This window comes from Rhodoplanes sp. Z2-YC6860, assembly GCF_001579845.1.
Classification (GTDB): domain Bacteria; phylum Pseudomonadota; class Alphaproteobacteria; order Rhizobiales; family Xanthobacteraceae; genus Z2-YC6860.
This window is the reverse complement of the sequence record NZ_CP007440.1, coordinates 7,328,075-7,346,656: the sequence shown is the minus strand read 5'-3', so window position 1 is coordinate 7,346,656 and position 18,582 is coordinate 7,328,075. Positions and strand designations below refer to the sequence as shown.

General features: G+C 62.9%; 12 protein-coding genes. 5 read left to right on the top strand and 7 right to left on the bottom strand.

The features are described from left to right. Nucleotides 1–22: 22 nt before the first annotated feature. Nucleotides 23–2,020, bottom strand: a complete 1,998-nt coding sequence (locus tag RHPLAN_RS34150) for a methyl-accepting chemotaxis protein (RefSeq protein ID WP_068028269.1) — start codon at nucleotides 2,018–2,020, stop codon at nucleotides 23–25. 22 nt (nucleotides 2,021–2,042) lie between these two features. Further along, a complete protein-coding gene (locus RHPLAN_RS34145) occupies nucleotides 2,043–2,591 on the bottom strand; it encodes a chemotaxis protein CheW (RefSeq protein WP_084246146.1) in 549 nt (182 codons plus the stop codon). A 622-nt stretch (nucleotides 2,592–3,213) separates the two neighbouring features. Here RHPLAN_RS34145 and RHPLAN_RS34140 point away from each other — a divergent pair. Further along, entirely contained in the window at nucleotides 3,214–5,820 is a 2,607-nt protein-coding gene (locus tag RHPLAN_RS34140) for a hybrid sensor histidine kinase/response regulator (protein ID WP_198164618.1), read from the top strand. 31 nt (nucleotides 5,821–5,851) lie between these two features. Here the strand turns inward: RHPLAN_RS34140 and RHPLAN_RS34135 are convergent, their stop codons facing one another. After that, nucleotides 5,852–9,352: a hybrid sensor histidine kinase/response regulator gene (locus RHPLAN_RS34135; protein ID WP_068028267.1), complete on the bottom strand. Its 3,501-nt coding sequence runs from the start codon at nucleotides 9,350–9,352 to the stop codon at nucleotides 5,852–5,854. A 481-nt stretch (nucleotides 9,353–9,833) separates the two neighbouring features. Here RHPLAN_RS34135 and RHPLAN_RS41115 point away from each other — a divergent pair, with 481 nt between their 5' ends. Then, nucleotides 9,834–10,181, top strand: a complete 348-nt coding sequence (locus RHPLAN_RS41115; protein WP_442971794.1) for a response regulator transcription factor — start codon at nucleotides 9,834–9,836, stop codon at nucleotides 10,179–10,181. Between the two features lie 119 nt (nucleotides 10,182–10,300). Continuing rightward, nucleotides 10,301–11,395: an AbrB family transcriptional regulator gene (locus RHPLAN_RS34125; RefSeq protein WP_068028260.1), complete on the top strand. Its 1,095-nt coding sequence runs from the start codon at nucleotides 10,301–10,303 to the stop codon at nucleotides 11,393–11,395. Between the two features lie 5 nt (nucleotides 11,396–11,400). Here the strand turns inward: RHPLAN_RS34125 and hemA are convergent, their stop codons facing one another. Beyond that, nucleotides 11,401–12,627, bottom strand: coding sequence for a 5-aminolevulinate synthase (gene hemA / locus RHPLAN_RS34120; RefSeq protein ID WP_068028258.1), 1,227 nt, complete (start codon nucleotides 12,625–12,627; stop codon nucleotides 11,401–11,403). Nucleotides 12,628–12,874: 247 nt separating this feature from the next. Between hemA and RHPLAN_RS34115 the strand changes: the two genes are divergently transcribed. Further along, on the top strand, nucleotides 12,875–13,585 hold the full coding sequence (locus RHPLAN_RS34115; RefSeq protein ID WP_068028257.1) for an isochorismatase family protein: 711 nt from the start codon (nucleotides 12,875–12,877) through the stop codon (nucleotides 13,583–13,585). An 11-nt stretch (nucleotides 13,586–13,596) separates the two neighbouring features. On the opposite strand, the gene RHPLAN_RS34110 is transcribed toward RHPLAN_RS34115, so the two are convergent. Both RHPLAN_RS34110 and RHPLAN_RS34105 read right to left on the bottom strand, forming a co-directional pair. Then, the gene (locus RHPLAN_RS34110) at nucleotides 13,597–14,469 is read right to left on the bottom strand and encodes a tripartite tricarboxylate transporter substrate binding protein (protein WP_237179972.1); all 873 of its coding nucleotides are present in this window, start codon (nucleotides 14,467–14,469) and stop codon (nucleotides 13,597–13,599) included. A 208-nt stretch (nucleotides 14,470–14,677) separates the two neighbouring features. Then, nucleotides 14,678–15,577, bottom strand: coding sequence for an MBL fold metallo-hydrolase (locus RHPLAN_RS34105; RefSeq protein WP_068028253.1), 900 nt, complete (start codon nucleotides 15,575–15,577; stop codon nucleotides 14,678–14,680). Nucleotides 15,578–15,809: 232 nt separating this feature from the next. Here RHPLAN_RS34105 and RHPLAN_RS34100 point away from each other — a divergent pair, with 232 nt between their 5' ends. After that, a complete protein-coding gene (locus RHPLAN_RS34100; protein WP_084246138.1) occupies nucleotides 15,810–17,489 on the top strand; it encodes an alkaline phosphatase family protein in 1,680 nt (559 codons plus the stop codon). Nucleotides 17,490–18,020: 531 nt separating this feature from the next. Here the strand turns inward: RHPLAN_RS34100 and RHPLAN_RS34095 are convergent. Then, nucleotides 18,021–18,293, bottom strand: a complete 273-nt coding sequence (locus tag RHPLAN_RS34095; RefSeq protein ID WP_068028247.1) for a hypothetical protein — start codon at nucleotides 18,291–18,293, stop codon at nucleotides 18,021–18,023. Between the last annotated feature and the right edge of the window lie 289 nt (nucleotides 18,294–18,582).

Genomic DNA, 18,582 nt, shown 5'->3' with positions numbered 1-18,582 from the left:
GACGCCGCCATCCGGCTTGTGGCTAGAATTCCTTCCAGTCCTCGTCCGGACTCAGCGCTGCGGCCAGCGCGGTCTGCATGCGTCTGGCCGGACCTCGGCGTCCCATATTTCGCGGCGGCGAAGAGGGAGTCAGCTCTTGCTTAACCCGTGCGGACTTACCAGCACGGATCTGCGCAAGCGCAGGGGCTTCGCCGGCTGCCGCCTCGACGGCAGCCGGGCTGCTCCCGCCGACACGGAAGAACGCTACGCGATCGTTCATTTCGCTGGCTTGCTGCTCCAGAGTCTTCGCCGCAGCCGCGCTTTCCTCGACGAGCGCGGAGTTCTGCTGCGTGACCTCGTCCATCTGGGCCAGCGCCTTGTTGACCTGATCGATGCCGCCAGCCTGCTCGGCGCTCGCATGCGCGATATCGTTCACGATGAGCGCGACCCCGCGAATGGCCTCGACGATTTCGTTGAGCGACTGGCCGGCCCGGTTGACGAGGTCGACGCCATTCTTGACCTGGCTGTTGGAACTGGTGATGAGGTCCTTGATGTCCTTCGCCGCCTGAGACGAACGCTGTGCGAGGCTGCGGACTTCCGAAGCCACCACGGCAAAACCGCGGCCCGCGTCACCCGCGCGTGCTGCCTCCACGGCCGCGTTCAACGCGAGCAGGTTGGTCTGCCGGGCGATCTCGTCGATCACGCCAATGATGTCGGAGATCTTGCATGACGATTGCTCGATCTGCGACATGGCGCTGACCGCCTGGGCAACCACCTCGCCGCCGCGGGTGGCAGCCTCGCAAGTGCTTGTGGCGGCGCGGCTCGCTTGGCCTGCGCTGTCCGCGTTCTTCTTCACCGTCGCCGAAATCTGCTCCATGGATGCAGAGGTTTCCTCAAGGCTGGCGGCCTGCTCTTCGGTTCGTTGGGAGAGATCGGTCACGCCGCCGGAGATCTCATTGGTGGCCTGCATGACCTCTCCCGCCGCGGACGCAATGACCGCGATTGTATCGTTGAGCTTCGTCAGGGCGCCGTTAAAGTCATCGCGAAGCTTTCGATAAGCGGCGGGGAATTCGTCGTCGAGCCTGAAGCCCAGATCGCCGGCCGCGAGATTCTGAAGGCCCAGCCCGAGCGCATTCACGATCCGGGCCTGCTCCTGAGCCACCGCGGTGCGCTCCTCCACAGCAGCAGCTTGCGCGGCGGCGTCCTTTGTCAGCATTTCCTCCCGCGCGCGGCGTTGCTCCTCGTTCGCCTTCGCGAGCTTGAGTTTTTCGAGCCCCGCGTCGCGGAAGACCAGCAGAGCCTTGGACATGTTGCCGATCTCGTCGTTTCGTTGGACGAATGGAATCTCGGCAGCGAGCGAGCCGGACGCCATCGCCTGCATGACGGAGGTCAAGTTGACGACGGGGGAGACGACGTTTCGGCCCATGAACCAGATGCCGCCGCCGAGCACGCCCAGCACGAACAGCATCACGACGGCAATGGACCATACCGCGAGGCGGGTTTGCGAGCCTGCCGTCACTTCGAGCGAGTTGTTGAGCGCCTCCGCATCCTTCACGATGCTGTCCACGACCTTGCGGTGATCTCCATAGGCCTGGGTCAGGGCAAGGTGCGCGCCAGTTGCTGCTTGCTTGTCGCCCTTCTCCAACGCGGGCAGCAATTGATCTTCGACGACCGACCAGAATCGGCTGACCGCCTGATGGGACGACTCGGTCAGCTTCTGCTTGATGTTGGAATCGAGATCGGACTTGCGCCAGAAGTCCCGGCGGTCGTTGTAGTCGGCATGCAGCTTCTTGAGATCGGCGCGGCTCTCGGCAATCGGCTTGGCGCCATTGAGTGCAAGCGTGGCTTCGAGATAAGCCTCGATCACGTAAGCCGGCGGCGGCAGAATGTCGGCTACGAGGTCCTTGCCCTGTGCGATTTGGGCGTATGTGTCGCCGCCGATACGGATTTTGTTGGCGACGATGCTGCCCGCGAGCGTGGCGACCACGACCGCCGAAGCCAGTATTGCTCCGAATGCGGTCAGGGACTTGCGAATTTTCATGATGGTTTCTCGTTGTGGAGGGTTATTGAGGGACAATTTTGGCGAATTCATTTCCCGTCATGCGAGCGTGCTCGCCGAGCAGGGCGTCGAGCTCGATGATCGCGATCATGTCGGTGTCGATGGTCGCCAATCCCTTCAAGAAGACGGAGTGTTTGCTTGGGCTGACGCGAGGGATCGGTTTGATCGTCGCCGGCTCGATTGCGATAATGTCCGAGACGTTGTCCGCAAGCAGCCCGACGAGGCTTTGATCGATCGACGCGATAATCATGACGTGCAGTGACGTTGCCTCCGTCGACCCCAAACCAAAGCGACATCGGAGGTCTACGATCGGAACAATGACGCCGCGAAGATTCAGAACGCCGCGAACGAAGTCTGGCTGCTCCGGAAGTTGTGTGATCTCGGTCCAGCCTTTGATCTCGCGAACGGCCATAATGTCGACGCCATAAGTCTCGTCGCCGATCTTGAAGCTGATGAATTGCGCAAGGCCAGGTGCTGCCGCCGCGTTGGCATTTGCCGATGCTGATCGCCCGGCGTCGTTGATCTGCGTCCCTGCGGCGATTGGCTCGCTCATCTGTTCATTCCTTTGTTGTCCGCGTATCGCCAGCCTGCGACCGAGGCATGCGCGATCGTGCTGGCGATCGAGGCTTCGGATGTACAGAATGTCTGGCCGATCCGTGATGCTGAACGTAGGCAGATTTATTTAAAGCGCTCTTGCGCCGACCCGTGACTCTTCGTGTCGACGAAAGTCGTCGACTGACGCAGGAGGAAATGCGTCATAAGCATTTGTCATGCGCCCTCGAGCGCACCGCGTCTCACGATTACTGCGACCCCAGGAAAAATGCGGTGTTGACCGCCGTCCGACAATTTCGTTGTTCGGTCGCATTAAGCTTGCAGCGACGATATCGAATGCGATTGCAGATAAGAGCCATGCTTCAAATGAAGATGATACGGGTTCTTCCTGACAACCGATGGTGCTTTTTCCGGCATTGCGGCCTTTCGATAGCGCATCCAGCAGCCGGTTCTCTGCCGAGATTGTTAAACCTCATCGCTGCATGACGCGTCGTCGCAGGCTTTGCCCGACTGCCGTGTCAGGGAAGCTCTTACGGGAAACTACGTAGGCGCGTTAGGCACGGCTTCTTATCCAAACTGTGATGCATTGGCGGCGCGAACCGATCGCCTTGTCCTGGTGCTGCATGCCCTATCGTCTGGTCCATCAAGCCGCTTTAAACAAATTGCCCGGCGCCAGGCGGCAGGATTGGCTGCTGCGAATCGGGCCTTACGCCAGTGTGCTCTTGGGACTTTCGGCGGTGCTCCTGATCTGGGTTGGTGCGCTGTATTTCTCGTATACGGAGAAGCAGCAGACTGAACGTGCTGCCATCCAGAATGCCGAAAACCTGTCGCGTGCGTTTGAGGAGCAGATCATCCGTGCCATCAGAGCGGCAGATCAGACGCTGCTTTACGTGCGGGATTCCTATGCTCGCGACATGGATTCGTTCGACATGTCGCTGTGGACGCGCAGCAGTCAGTTTCTGAGTGACTTCACGTTCCAGGTTGTTGTCATCGGCAAGGACGGCTTGATGGTGGCGAGCAACATCCCGGGTTCAAAGCCGGGCCTCGATCTCAGCGACCGCGAACATTTCAAAGTGCATGCAGCACGGCAGGTCGACGAGCTGTTCATCAGCAAGCCCATCTTCGGTCGTGTTAGCGGCAAATGGTCGATCCAACTTACGCGTCGGATCATGATGCCGGACGGGTCGTTCGGCGGCGTTGTCGTCGTATCGCTGGATCCAGATTACCTAGCCAAATTCTATCAGTCGATCGACGTGGGCAAGCTGGGTGCCGTAACCCTTGTCGGGCTTGATGGCATCGTGCGGGCGCGGGGCTCAGCCGGGGCTGCCGCGATCGGACAGTCGCTGGCGGGGGGAGCGCTGTTCAGGCAATTCAGCGAAGCAAGGTCAGGTTCATACCGGGCCGTAAGTCAGCTGGATCGAATCGAGAGGCTGGTCGCCTATCGTGGCGTCAAAGGCTATCCGTTGATCGTGTCGGTGGGGTTGTCGGTCAACGAGGTGCTTCAGGCACACAAGCAAGGCTTTTGGACGAAGATCGCGATCGCGCTCATGTTGACGTTCTGGATTCTCGGCATGATGTTCTTCATGTCGCGCTATCAGAGAATTCTGTCGCATGCGCGCGACGCAGCCGAAGCGGGCACGCGAGCCCGGTCGGAATTCCTGGCCATGATGAGCCACGAGATCCGGACGCCCATGAACGGCGTCGTCGGCATGTCGGAGGTTCTGCTCGCAACCGAGCTGACGCCGGAGCAGTTCGGCTGCGCAAAGACCCTCCGGGAATCTGCGACCCATCTTCTCCAGGTCATCAACGACGTGCTCGATTTCTCGAAGCTCGAGGCGGATCGCGTCGAAATCGAACGCATCGCCTTCGATCCGCGAAAACTGGTGGAGGATTCCGTCGCGCTGCTGGCGACCCAGGCACGCGAGAAAGGATTGGAATTGTCAGCCCTCTTCACCGACGCTGTACCGGCATCGGTGATCGGCGATCCGGCTCATCTGCGGCAGGTGCTGTTCAATCTGGTCGGCAACGGGCTCAAGTTCACCAAGCAGGGTCGCGTGACAGTCAACGTCGACGTGGCCGCATCCTCCGACCCGGACCGCATCCGGTTGGCATTCGAGGTGTGCGATACCGGCATTGGCATTCCACGGGATGGAATCGCCTTGCTGTTCCGCGAATTTTCTCAGTTGGACAGTTCGATCGCCCGACGGTTCGGCGGCACGGGCTTGGGGCTGGCGATCAGCAGGCGGCTCGTCGGCCTGATGGGCGGGACCATTTCCGTGGAGAGTGAAGCGGGAAAAGGCTCGACGTTCAAGTTCTCGATCGAATGTTTGCGCGGCGCGCCCTCGTTGGTTCCGCCGATTGGTTCCGATGACGGCTGGGCGAGCGCTGCACCGGGACAGACCACGGCGGCCGGCGGAGCCGGTGTCCGCGGGCTACTGGTGGAAGACAACAAGACCAATCAGCTTGTCGCGACGAAGATCCTGGCCAGCTTGGGCTACGCCGTCGATATCGCCGGCAACGGCGTCGAAGCGGTGGCAGCGTGCACGCGCACTGCGTATGACTTGGTATTCATGGACGTCATGATGCCGGAGATGGACGGACTGACGGCGGCCCGGGCGGTTCGTCAGCTCGCAGGAGCCCACGGGACGCCGCATATCGTTGCTTTGACGGCCAACGTCCAAAAGCATGACCGCGACGAGTGCTTGAATGCCGGAATGAATGATTTCGTGCCGAAGCCCTTGACGCGGCAGGGATTGGCTGAGGCGATTGCGAGATTCAGGGATACGCGCCTCTGTTGCGCACCTTTGGAAATGGCGGATGGTGCCGAGCCAAGCGACGCGGCTTGCAGGCCTCGGTTTGAATCCGGGATTTATTCCGAATTGTCGGAGGTTTTGGGTGCTGCGGACTCCAAGATGGTCATGCAGACGTTCCTGGTCGATACGGAGCAGCGCATCGTTTCGATGCGCGCATCCGCCGAGCAAGGAGACGGGGCTGCGGTCCAGCGCGACGCACACGCGACGAAAAGCACTGCGGCAAGTCTGGGCTTTCTGCGCCTTTCGGACATAGCCCGGGAGTTGGAGCAAGATGCATTGGGTCTGAAAGGGCAGGCGCTCGGTGCGCGTCTGGATCAGCTTGATCAAAGCTTTGCCGAAATCCGGCCGATTGCTGTGGCGAAAATTGAGCTTGTGCCGGACACGCCTCTGGTCGCTGCTGTCGAGGTCTGCGTCTGAGTGCGTGATCGCTGCTTTGGCCTGCCGCCGCTCACTCCGCCGCAGCAATCCGCTGCACGCGCCATTGCGCCATCAGCGCGCGGAGCGCGGCGGGCTTCAGCGGCTTGTTGAGGATCTGCACATCTTTCTCGCGGGCCAGGTCGCGCACCAGTGGCGAGCGGTCGGCGGTGATGAGGATCGCCGGCAGGTTCGCGCCGAAGCGCTGGCGCAACTCGGCGATGGCGGCCAAACCGGTGCCGCGATCGAGGTGATAGTCGACCAGCAGACCATGCAGCGGATCCGCCGCGGCTTCGGTCGCGGTGATCGCTGTCGCAAGATCCGGCGCCTTCAGCACCCGGCAGCCCCAGCCGCCGAGCAGTGTCTCCATGCCGTCGAGCACCTTGGGTTCGTTGTCGATGCACAGCACCGTAACGCCGGAGAGCTGGCCGCGGTCGGGCGCCGCCGTCTCGCGTTGCGCCTGCACCGGTGCGGCGCTTGATACCGGCACCGTGACCGAGAAGCGCGAGCCGCGCCGCGGCACCGAGAGCAGATCGACCTTGTGATCGAGCACGCGGCCGATGCGTTCGACGATCGAAAGCCCGAGGCCCAACCCGCGCGCCACCTTGGCGCCTTCGTCCAGCCGCTGGAATTCGCGGAAGACCACCCGCCGCTTCGACGCCGGAATGCCGAGCCCGGTGTCGTAGACGTCGATGCGAAGGTTGCTGCCGCGACGCCGGCAGCCGATCAGCACATGGCCCTTGGGCGTGTACTTGATGGCATTGGATATGAAGTTCTGCAAAAGCCGCCGCAGCAGCCGCCGGTCGGAGCGGATGGCGAGCCGGCACGGCATGAATTTCAGTTTGAGGCCTTTTTCGTGGGCGAGCGGCGCGAACTCGACTTCGAGCTGGCGCAGCAGCTCATCGATACGGAAGCTCACCAGCTCGGGCCGCATCGCGCCGGTGTCGAGCCGCGAGATATCGAGCAGCGCGCTGAAGATTTCCTCGACCGAGTCGAGCGAGGCATCGAGATTCTCGACGAGGCGCGCATCGTCGCCCTTGTCGCGGCGTTCCATCAGCGATGTGACGTAGAGGCGCGCCGCATTCAGCGGCTGCAGGATGTCGTGGCTGGCTGCGGCAACGAAGCGGGTCTTGGAAATGTTGGCCTCGTCGGCTTCGGCCTTGGCGCGGCCGAGTTCGGCGTTCAGGCGGGTGAGCTCCCCGGTGCGCTCGCGCACCCGCATCTCCAGCGTGGCATTGGCGCGTTCCAGCGCTTCGGCTGCGACCACGCTCGGCGTGATATCGGTCGCGGTGGTGACGATGCCGCCGTCCGGCATGCGGTTGGTGCGGATCTCGACCACCAGGCCGCGATCAATGAAGCGCTTGAGATAAGGCTCGTCGGTGCTGGCGTATTGCTCGAGTCGGGCGCGCACCAGCGTCTCGATGTCGCCCGGGCCGAGCGCACCCTGCTCGGCGTTATAGCGGACGATCTCCTCGAGATTGGCGCCCACGCGCGTCAGCTCCGGCGGCAGGTTGAGGATTTCGCCGAACTGCCGGTTCCAGCAGACGAGCCGCATTTCCTTGTCGTAGACCGCGATGCCCTGGCGCACATGGTCGAGCGCGGTCTGCAGAATCTCGCGGTTGTAGTGGATCGCAGCATTCGCATCGTCGAGCAGCTTCAGCGCGGCCTCTGTCGACACCGTGCGCTTGCGCAACAGCAGCGATAGCACAAGACGCGAGGAGGCCGCGCCGATCGCCGAGGCGAGTTGGTGTTCGGCATAGCGCAGCAACTGGACGTCGGCTTCCACCTGGGGCTGCAGGCTGATGCGCCGCGTCACGGCAAAGCTCTCGAACGAGGAGCGGGTACGGTCCTCGCCGAGGTAGCGTGCGACGGTCGAGGTCAGATCGCCAACCGTGACCGATGAGCGCCACAGCCTGAAGCCCGGCGCCATCGGAGCGAGGCGGGTCGGCACGAACACGTCGGCCTGCATCCGCTCGATCGGCCGCGGCGCGCGGCGGATCGAGAAGCCGATATAGGTCAGGAAATTGAGCGCGAGACTCCAAACCACGCCATGGACCAGCGGCGGCAGATCGAGACCGAACAGGTGTTGCGGGCGAAGCAACTCGATGCCCCACGGTCCCTGCGCCAAAAAGGTGTTGTCCCAGAAGGTCGGCAGCAGCAGCGTGTAGGCCCAGGTCAGGATGCCGATCGTCATGCCGGCGATGGCACCTCCGGCGGTGGCGTTGCGCCAGACAAGGCCTCCGAAAAAGGCCGGTGCGAGCTGGGCGATGGCCGCGAAGGCCAGGATGCCGATCGCCGCGAGCTGGGAATCGCCTGCCGAGCGGTGATAAAAATAGGCAAACAGCAGGATCGCGAAGATCGCGAGCCGCCGCACGGTGAGCAGCAGCGCGCCGACATCCTCGCTGCCCTCGATCAGCGTTTGACGCCGCTGCAACACCCAGGGAATGACGATGTCGTTGGAGACCATGATGGCGAGCGCCACCGACTCCACGATCACCATAGCGGTCGCGGCCGACAGCCCGCCGACGAAGGCCAGGATGGTGAAGAGGTTGGAGCCGGCGCTGAGCGGCAGCGCCAGCACGAACATGTCGCCATCGACGTTGCCGGCCGGGAAGGTGAGCAGGCCCGCGATCGCGATCGGCACCACGAAAAGGTTGATCAGCACCAGATAGATCGGAAACATCCAGCGCGCGCGCTTGATCTCGCGCTCGTCGTTGTTCTCGACCACGGCGACATGAAACTGCCGCGGCAGCAGCAGGATGGCGATGAAGGAGAGCAGCGTCGAGGCGATCCACGGGCCGGCGGCCGGCTCGCGGGTCAGCACCGACGCTGCCGGCAGAGACTGCATCGCCTTGCCGAACAGCGCCATGGGCCCGTCGAACATCCAGAACGTGACGAAGGTGCCGACCGCGAGGAACGTCACCAGCTTGACGATGGATTCGGTCGCGACCGCGAGCATCAGCCCGTCCTGATGCTCGGTGGCGTCGATGTGCCGGGTACCGAACAGAACCGCAAACACCGCCATCGACAGGGCGACGAACAGCGCCATGTCGCCAAGCAGCGGCCGGGCCGCCTCGTTCGGCATGACGTGGGCGATGATGGTTTCAAGCGAGAACGACACCGCTTTGAGCTGCAGCGCGATGTAGGGGACGGTGCCCACGATCGCGATCAGGGCCACGGTCGCGGCCACTGCCTGGCTCTTGCCGTAGCGCGCCGCAATGAAGTCGGCGATCGAGGTGATGTTCTGCGCCTTGGCGAGCCGCACCACACGGCCGATCAGCGGCGCGAACAGCCCGATCATCAGCACCGGGCCGATATAGATGGTCAGAAACTCATAGCCGCTGCGCGACGCCGATCCGACCGACCCGAAGAAGGTCCAGGAGGTGCAGTAGATCGCCAGCGACAGCGGATAGATCCACAGCCGCGCGCGGCTATGGCGGCCGAACCGCCGGGCGCGGTCGCCGTAGCTTGCCACCAGAAACAAAAGGCCGATGTAGCCGAGCGCTACGGCTATGACGACCCAGCCTTGCAGCATGTCGTCTTCCTTGGAAGGCCGCGCCGGGACGACGCTTGGCGGGCGCTTCTTTAACGAGAATCACCACAGCGGCGAGGGCTTGTCCACCGGCCCGCGAGCCCGCGGAAGCGTTACGGCGGCGTATCGTTAAGGCTCCGCCGATCGATCGGCTGTCAGGTACGGCCTGACGCGGTGTAATGCTCGTGCGATTTCAAACGCGCGAGCAAGGATATCGTGCGGCGCGAGACAAAGTCTCGCATGCGACGAAGGTCCGAAGTTGTGCAGAGGTTTTGCGTATTCGCCGCGAAAATTTTTTCAAGCGAAATTTCGTCCGCGATGTCTTGTTGCGACATCAGGTAGCGCAATCTACAGCAATTTGCAGCCGATCTTCTGCGGTGCCATTCAGCGACGGCTTTTGACAAGCGCACAGTGTCAAAGCTTTTTTCCGCAATGCCAAAAAATATTGCTGTGTCAATGCGCTCTTCTTTGCCTACGATTCAACTTGATCTTTGCGCGCGGCGGGGCGATTTTACTTTTGCTGATCCTATTCCGGATCGCCGAGCGAGGTTCAGCGCTCATGACTCAGCAAGCATTGGAAGCAATGGAAGGTGCCGAGCCGATCGTCGCGCCGCGATCGATCGAGCACAATCGTTTCGAAACGCTGACGCCGCGTGAGCGTGTCGTGTTTGAGAAGTTGATCACCGGCGCCTCGAACAAAGAGGTCGGCCGCCGCCTCGGCATAAGTCCGCGCACCATCGAGATTCATCGCGCGCGAATTCTGAAGAAGCTCGCCGTCAAGAGCGTCGCCGACATGGTGCGCATGGCGATGCGTCTTGGTATCGAAGCTTAGTCTTGGCCTAGAAGTTTAGTCTTGGCATCGAAGCGTGACGGTGCCGCTCCGCGGAACGTCGTGGGTGCTCAGCAAAGCACCGTTTGACGGAGCGCGATCAGCGCGGCATTGATCGCGCAATGCCCGCTTCGTTTTCGTCTGTCAGGCCCATCATCCTGCGCACGCTTGAGACGCTGGCCTACGGGGCCACGGGCGGCATCCTGCTGACTTGGCTTGGTTTTCCGGCGGGGCTGGTGACCGGCTCGCTGCTCGGCGTGGCGAGCGCGGCGCTCGCCGGACGGCCGGTGACGGTGCCGGTGCCGCTGGCGCGCACGATCTCCGTGCTGGTCGGCATCTCGCTCGGCGCGGTGGTGTCGCCCGACACCCTGAAAGGGCTCGGTGCGTTTCCGCTCAGCATCGCAGTGCTCGCGGTTTCGACCGTGTGCATGATCATGGGAACCAGCGCGTATCTGCGCATCGTGCATGGTTGGGATCCGTTGTCGGCTTTGTTCGGTGCAAGTCCCGGTGCGCTCGCGCAGGTGATGGCGCTGTCGGCGGAGTACAAAGCCGATATGCGCGCGATTGCGATCGTGCAGACCATGCGCGTGGTGGCGCTCACGGTCGGCATCCCGACCGCGCTCGCCTGGTCCGGTTTCACAGCATCGGGCGGCGTCGTCATGGCGCGGTTCAGCTCGGGGCATCCGCAGTCGCTAGCGGAGCTCGGCCTCCTGGTCGCGGCCTCGACGGTGTCGGCCGTGGTGGTCTGGAAGCTCAGATTGCCGGGCGGGCTGATTTTCGGGTCGATGATGGCCTCGGCGGTGCTGCACGGCCTGGGCTATGTCTCGGCGGTGCTGCCCTGGTGGGTGGCAAGCGCCGCGGTGGTCGGCATCGGCGCTGTGACCGGCTCGCGCTTCTCGGGTACGGCGCCGATGACACTCTTGCGCTTCCTCGCCGCCGCGGTCGGTTCGTTCGCGGTGGCGATGAGCATCGCGTCGTTGTCGGTGATGGTGCTCACCATGCTGATGTCGATCCGGGTGGGCGACGCGGTGGTCGCGTTCTCGCCCGGCGCCCAGGACACCATGATGGTGCTGGCGCTGGCGCTGCACCTCGATCCGGTGTTCGTCGGCGCCCTGCAGATTTCGCGGTTTCTGATCGTGTCGCTCTTGGTGCCGTTTATGGCGCACCGGGTCCGGCGGCGGATCGCCGCCCAGAAGGGCGCTCAAACGCCCGAATAAACGCGTTATTCCGCGGCCAGCGAGTGCTGCTTCAGCGGCAGGCCGAGCTTCTGCCAGACGTCGACCATGGCTTCGGCGAGCACGTCGATCAGCGCGTCGTCATGATAGGGCGACGGCGTGATGCGAAGCCGCTCGGTGCCTTTCGGCACGGTCGGGTAGTTGATCGGCTGGATGTAGATGCCGTGGTCGGTGAGCAGCAGGTCGCTCGCCGCCTTGCACTTCTCGGCCTCGTTGACCATCACCGGCACGATATGGGTCGACGTCTCCGCGACCGGCAGGCCCGCGGCGTTCAGCACAGCCTTGAGCCGCGCGGCGCGGTCCTGATGCCGCTCGCGCTCCCAGGTCGAGGTCTTCAGATGCCGGATCGCGGCGGCCGCCGCGGCACAGACCGCAGGCGGCAGGGCGGTGGTGAAGATGAAGCCCGGCGCGTAGGAGCGCACCGCGTCGCACAGCGCACCGTCGGCCGCGATATAGCCGCCGAGACCGCCAAACGCCTTGCCGAGCGTGCCTTCAATGACGTCGACGCGCGCCATCGCGCCGTCGCGCTCGGCAATGCCGCCGCCGCGCGGTCCGTAGAGACCGACCGCATGCACCTCGTCGAGGTAGGTCATGGCGCCGTAGCGCTTGGCGAGATCGCAGATCGCGTTGATCGGCGCGATGTCGCCATCCATCGAATAGAGGCTCTCGAAGGCCACAAGCTTCGGCCGGCTGCCGGCCGCCTTCAGCAGCTCTTCGAGGTGCGCCAGATCGTTGTGGCGGAAGATCTGCTTGTCGCAGCCCGCCTGGCGGATGCCCTCGATCATCGAGTTGTGGTTGTAGGCGTCCGACAGGATCAGGCAGTTCGGAATGAGCTTGGCGATGGTCGGGATGCCGGTCTGGTTCGACACATAGCCCGAGGTGAACACCAGCGCCGATTGCTTGCCGTGCAGGTCGGCGAGCTCGCGCTCGAGGTCGATCAGCGGATGGTTGGTGCCGGCGATGTTGCGCGTGCCGCCCGCGCCGGTCCCCATTTTGGTGGCGGTTTCGACCATGGCGCCGATCACCTTCGGGTGCTGGCCCATGCCGAGGTAGTCGTTGGAACACCAGATCACGACGTCGCGGGGGCCATTCGGTGAATGCCAGATGGCGTGCGGGAACCGGCCGGCGATGCGCTCCAGGTCGGCGAAAACCCGATACCGCCGTTCGTCGCGCAGACGGGACAGGGCGTCGGCGAAAAACGCATCGTAATTCATGGGAAATCCGGCCTTCTCTTCGCGTGCGGACCGCCCGTCGCCTGGGCGCCCCGGCTATTTTTAGAAGCCTTCCACGCTGCTTGTCGAGGCGTTTCTTGTCCCGAAATCAGAGCCTTGGGATTGATCTGCATCAAGTTCCTGTCAACGCTTTGAAACTCCTCCAATCATGGGAGCCCACCGCTCGTGGCGGTTGCCCTCCCGCCGCAGGGGATCGCATAATTTGTCCTTCGGATGGAGGGTCCTGGCGATGCATAAAATCTCGATCTCGCAGTCGGTGATCGATCGGGTGGTGGCACGACGCGGCCGCGAGCACATCTTCGACGACCTCGATCCGTCCAAGACCGCGCTGATCGTGGTCGACATGCAGAACGGCTTCATGAAGCACGAGGTGGCGCATTCGCCCTGCGCCATGGCCCACGAGATCGTGCCCAACATCAACCGTTTGGCCGAGGCGGTGCGCGCCACCGGCGGCACGGTGGTCTGGATCCAGACCGCCTTCACCGACGAGACGCTGACCAGCTGGTCGACGCTGTACCGGATGGTGGGAACCAAGGGCGCCGAGCGGCGCCGCCGCTCGTTGGGCGTCGATAGCGAAGGCTACAAGCTGTTCCCCGAACTCAAGGTGCTGCCGCAGGACCTGATCGTCGAGAAGATGCGCTACAGTGCCTTCATCCAGGGCTCATCGGACTTGGCCGCGAAGCTGCGCCAGCGCGGCCTCGACACGGTGCTGATCACCGGCACGGTGACGAACGTGTGCTGCGAGTCGACCGCGCGCGACGCCATGATGCTGAACTTCAACACCGTCATGATCACCGACGGCAACGCCGCCAACACCGACGAGGACCACAATGCGGCGATCAACAACTTCTATCTGACCTTCGGCGACATCATGTCGACCGACTTCGCCATCGATTGCCTGAAGCGCAACGCGGGCAAGAAGCTGGTCGCGGCGGAGTAAGGGCTCCGCTTCTATTGCTGCTGCTCGATCCCGGCCTTCTCGCGCACCGCCTGCCAGCGCGCGACTTCGGCCGCGATATGCTGCCGCAACGCCTCCGGCGTCGAGCTGGTGGGCAGCGCGCCCACTTTCAGGATGCCCTGGCGCACCTGGTCGCTCGCGAGCGCCTTGGTCAGCGCCGCGCTGAACGCCGTCACGGCCGGCTCGGGCGTGCCGGCCGGCAGTGCGAGCCCGTACCAGCTTGTCACCGCATAGTCCGGCAGGCCGGATTCCGCGAAGGTCGGCACGTTGGGCAGTGAAGGAAAACGCTGCGGTGAGGTCACCGCGATGGCCTTCAGTTCGCCGCTCTCGATCTGGCCGCGCACGGTCTGAATGAGCTCCATCACCAGCTCGACCTGGCCGCCGAGCAGCGCCGCGATCGCCTGCGGCGTCGCGCGGAACGGGATGTGCTGCATTTTGATGCCGGCCATCTGGTTCATCAGCTCGACCGCAAAGTGCTGCGTCGTGCCGACGCCCGGCGTCGCGAAGTTGTATTTGCCGGGCGAGCTCTTCAGCAGCTGGAGCGTCTCGGCGAGATTGTTCGCCGGAAAGTCCTTCCGCGCCACGAGCACGAGGCCGGCGCTGCCGATCATCGACAGCATCTGGAAATCGTTGACCGAGTCATAGGGCAGGGTCTTGTACATCGCCGGCGCGATGATATGGGCGTTGCTCATCATCAGCGCGGTGGTGCCGTCCTTCGGCGATTTCGCCACGTAGTTCGCCGCCGTGATGCCGCCCGCGCCGGGCCGGTTCTCGACCACGACCGATTGCCCGAGCAGGTCGCCCAGCGGATCGGCGACGATGCGCGCCGCGATGTCGGTGCCGCCACCCGCTCCGAAGCCCACCACGATGCGGACCGGCGCCGGCGGGCGCCAGTCGGCGGCTTGCGCCTCCGTGACGGCAAAGCCGGCCGCGGCCAGCGCGAACAGCAGGAAGACTGCGGCGGATCATGACGGCGTTCTCCCTGGCGGCGGCATTTGCCGCCGCGCGACGTTTTTCATTCGGTCGCGTTGCTAGCAGGGATTCCTTCAGGCCGCGACTCTGCGAGCCACGGGGTTACGCCGGCAGCGGAATTGTCGAGCCGACGCCTGCGTGATCGAACTTGTTGCCGTAAATTCTCACAAGCTCGGCGAACGCGAATTGGCCGGTGCAGTGGCCTGCGGCCATGCGCTCGATCCCCCACTTGTCTTTGAAGCGCTGCACCATCTCGGTGACCTTGTCGTCTGTCATGTCGACCAGATGGAAGCCGCCAAACACCGAATAAAGCTTGGGCTCGATCTTCACGGCCGCTTCGATGATCTTTTCGATGCCGGGGTGTGAGCAGCCGACGACCAGGACGCCGCCCCGCGGCGTTTTGATCAGCAGCGAGATCTCGTTCATCTCACGCGTGCCGGGTGTCTCGGAGCGCGTGGCGAACATGAAAAACCCGGGAAGGACCTCCTTGGGCTCGCTGATGGATGAGAATTTTGCGTCGGCCCAAGGCGTCTCCGGAGTCGCAATGCCGCTGGCGTTGCCGCCGAAGTAACGCATGTCGTCGGGTACGGATTCGACATACCGCTTGATGAGGTTTGCCAGAGCCGGCGGCGTCGGCGAGTTGAACTGGGCGCCTTCGATCGGCGTGTAGATCGTTACAGCGGGATTCTCCCGCACGACCTGAAGCAGTCCGGCCGTGTGGTCGTTGTGCCTATGGGTGATTACGACGAAGTCGAGAGACTTGAGGTCGACTTTCAGCGCTTCGACGTTGAAGGCGAAATCCTTGCTTCTGGCGCCGGTGTCGAAAAGGATTCTGCGTCCGCCGTATTCGATGAAGGCGGAGTACCCCCAGCCTCGTTTCAAATCCGACGGCTTGCCGAACGCGTCGTACAATATTGTCACGCGTGCCGGCTGAGCCTGTGCCACCGCGGTCGAAGCGAGAAACGCCGTTGAGCCAATCAGAAATTGTCGTCGCACAATCATTGTCGCCTCCCGATGGTCGAAAGCGAAAACGCTAGCAAACGAAAGCCTGTTGAACCAGGGAGCCCAGGGCCGATCCTGAATGCCGCCGGTTGCCGCTGCGAGTGCGCGCGGAACGGTGCGGCATGCAAGAGAATGTCTCGCGTGGTCGAAATGCAATGCGGCTGTCATGTTGGCTTCTTATGCGTCGAGCAGGGGCGCTCAAGTCTGTTGACTGACAATGAGGAGAAATCTGATGAGGGCCTCAAAGAAGGTATTATTGTCGACCGCAATTGCAGCGGTACTTTTACCCGCCGTTCTCGCGGGCACGACGCAAGCCGACGGAATCAGCGCCCATGGCCATCGCTATGAGCACGTGCTGCTGTTGAGCATCGACGGTTTCCACGCGGTCGATCTTGCGTATTGCACGACCCACAATCTGTGCCCGAATCTGGCCGCGCTGGCCCAGCACGGCACGACGTTCGCCAATGCCTCGACCACCAAGCCTTCGGATTCCTTCCCCGGCATGCTGGCGCAAGTGACCGGCGGCACTCCCAAGTCGGCTGGCGTCTATTACGACGACAGCTACGACCGCACCTTTTTTGCTCCTGCCGGCAACCCGCCGGCGCCCTGCACTGGTGCGCCAGGCGCAGAGACCACCAACGCCGAGAACGTCGATACCAACCTGCATTCGATCGACGGCGGCGTGAATGCGAGCCTCACGGGGCTCAACAGCGCTGTCGCAATCGATCCGAACAATCTGCCGCGGAAGATGACGAGCAGCGGGTGCGTGCCGGTGTGGCCGCACGATTTCGTGCGCGTCAACAGCATCTTTCAGGTGATCAAAAACCACGGCATGCGCACGGCCTGGTCCGACAAGCATGCGGCCTACGACATCGTCAATGGCAACGACCCGGATTCGCAGCCCGCGAACGGGCCCGGCACCAACGTGGATGATTTCTTCGCGCCGGAAATCAATTCGGACCTGAGCAGCGCCAACGTCCAGCTCATCGCCTTGCTCGGCCTGCAATCGACAGCGCCTGCGCCGGTCACCGATCCGACCTGCCCAGGCGCCAATTGCGGCAGCGACTTCACCTCCTCGATCGATGGCGTCGAATACTATGACGGCATCAAGGTCTGGGGCACCCTCAACCAGATCGCCGGCCACGATCACACCGGCACGCGCAATCCCGGCACGCCGGCGATCTTCGGCATGAACTTCCAGTCGGTCAGCGTCGGCCAGAAGCTCAAGACCGGCGGCTATGCCGACGCCAGCGGGACGCCGGGCCCCGTCCTCAGCAACGCCATCGGCTTCGTCGACCGGTCGGTCGGACAGATGGTGAGCGGACTTGCGGCTCGCGGGCTCGTCGACAAGACTCTGATCGTCATCAGCGCCAAGCACGGACAATCGCCGATCGACAAGTCCAAGGTCGTGAAGCTCGACGACGGCCAGGTGATCGCCGGGCCGATCGGCAGCAACTTCGCCTTCGACATTGCCGATGACGTTGCCCTGATCTGGCTGAAGGACAACTCGGGCGACAAAATCAAGGAGGCCGTCGACGCGCTCAAGAACTATCCGGGCGATACCGGGATTGCCTCGTTCCTTTATGGCGGCGCGCTCACCCGGATGTTCGACAATCCGCGCCACGACTCGCGTGCGCCCGACATCATCGGGATCACCCGGGTTGGCGTGATCTACACCCATGGCTCGAAGATTGCCGAGCACGGCGGCTTCAACCCCGACGACGTGCATGTGGCGATGCTGGTCTCGAATCCGAGACTGCCGCAGTCGACGGTGTCCTCGCCGGTCGAGACCAGGCAAATCGCACCGACGATCCTCAACGCGCTCGGCCTCGATCCGGACGAGCTTGAGGCCGTGAAAATCGAGCACACCGACGCGCTGCCGGGGCTCGGGGCGGAGCGGGCCTCCAATTGATCGCTTTTTGAAGCGGCTCAATTCTCAAGCACCTGAGACCGAAAGGGTGGCCCTCGCGGCCACCCTTTTTGTCTCGGGGTCGTAACGAAAGCCCGAAAAGCGGGTCGGAGCGTATCTGAAGAACTGGTGCTGCCGCGCAGGATTGAACTGTGGACCTCTCCCTTACCAAGGGCGCGGGTTTGCAGCAGTTTCCTTCGTTAAATCAAGTGGCTGGCGCTACGGCTGTCTTGCGGCGTGTCAATAACGTGCCACAAGTCACTTCGCGGCCGTTGCTCGCGCAGCGCCGATGTCGTCGGCGGGGAGCCCGCTTTTCCAGTGCTCGCTTGGGCATTTGGGCTTGGCCTAGGTCGGCGAGCAATTGATCTGTACAGAGATCTATCGGACACATCACGACAACGACTTCGCACCCTCAGCGGCTACAACGCAGCTCGATCTGTTGCTAACCGCGCTCTTGGCTATTTTTCGAATTGGTTTTTCATACAATTGGCGCGTCTCAAAAGTGCTCTTCGACTCAATGGCTAGACCAGTCTTCTAACGGATTACGCCGAGTTGAACGGCGGTCGCCCCAAACAAGTCACCAGACATATGCACCCGGATTTTCACAGGTTGGCCGTCGAAGAGATCGGTGAGGCACGCTCCTTTGTAAAGGATCTGATACGCGCGCAAGTCCCAGACAATGAGCGCTTGGTATTTCTTCGCCGGTCCTGCCGCCAAAATCTTTTGACTCCTCCGCCGGAAGCCGTTCGCATTGAACTGCTTCCCTTCAAGACCGCGTTTGTTGCTGAACGGCAGGCTAAGAGACATCCAAGCTGCCTTATTGATTGATGTCGCAGCATCGGCTCGCGGTTGTGCGCCCGGAAAAATAACCGTTGCGGCGGACGAACGTTGCGACCCACATGATAGTGCCCACGAGGCCGGCACGACTCGCAATGATGGCAACACCCAAACCCCGACTGCGCTGTCAGAGCTGTGGTGCGCCGCGCGTCCCTGTCAGGAAATTCCCTACGGGATCGGTTGCCGGCCGTCGCCAACGGACAAAACGAGCGCCGTTGCGGCTGTAATCAGAACCGATCGGGCCGGCCCATGGGGTTAA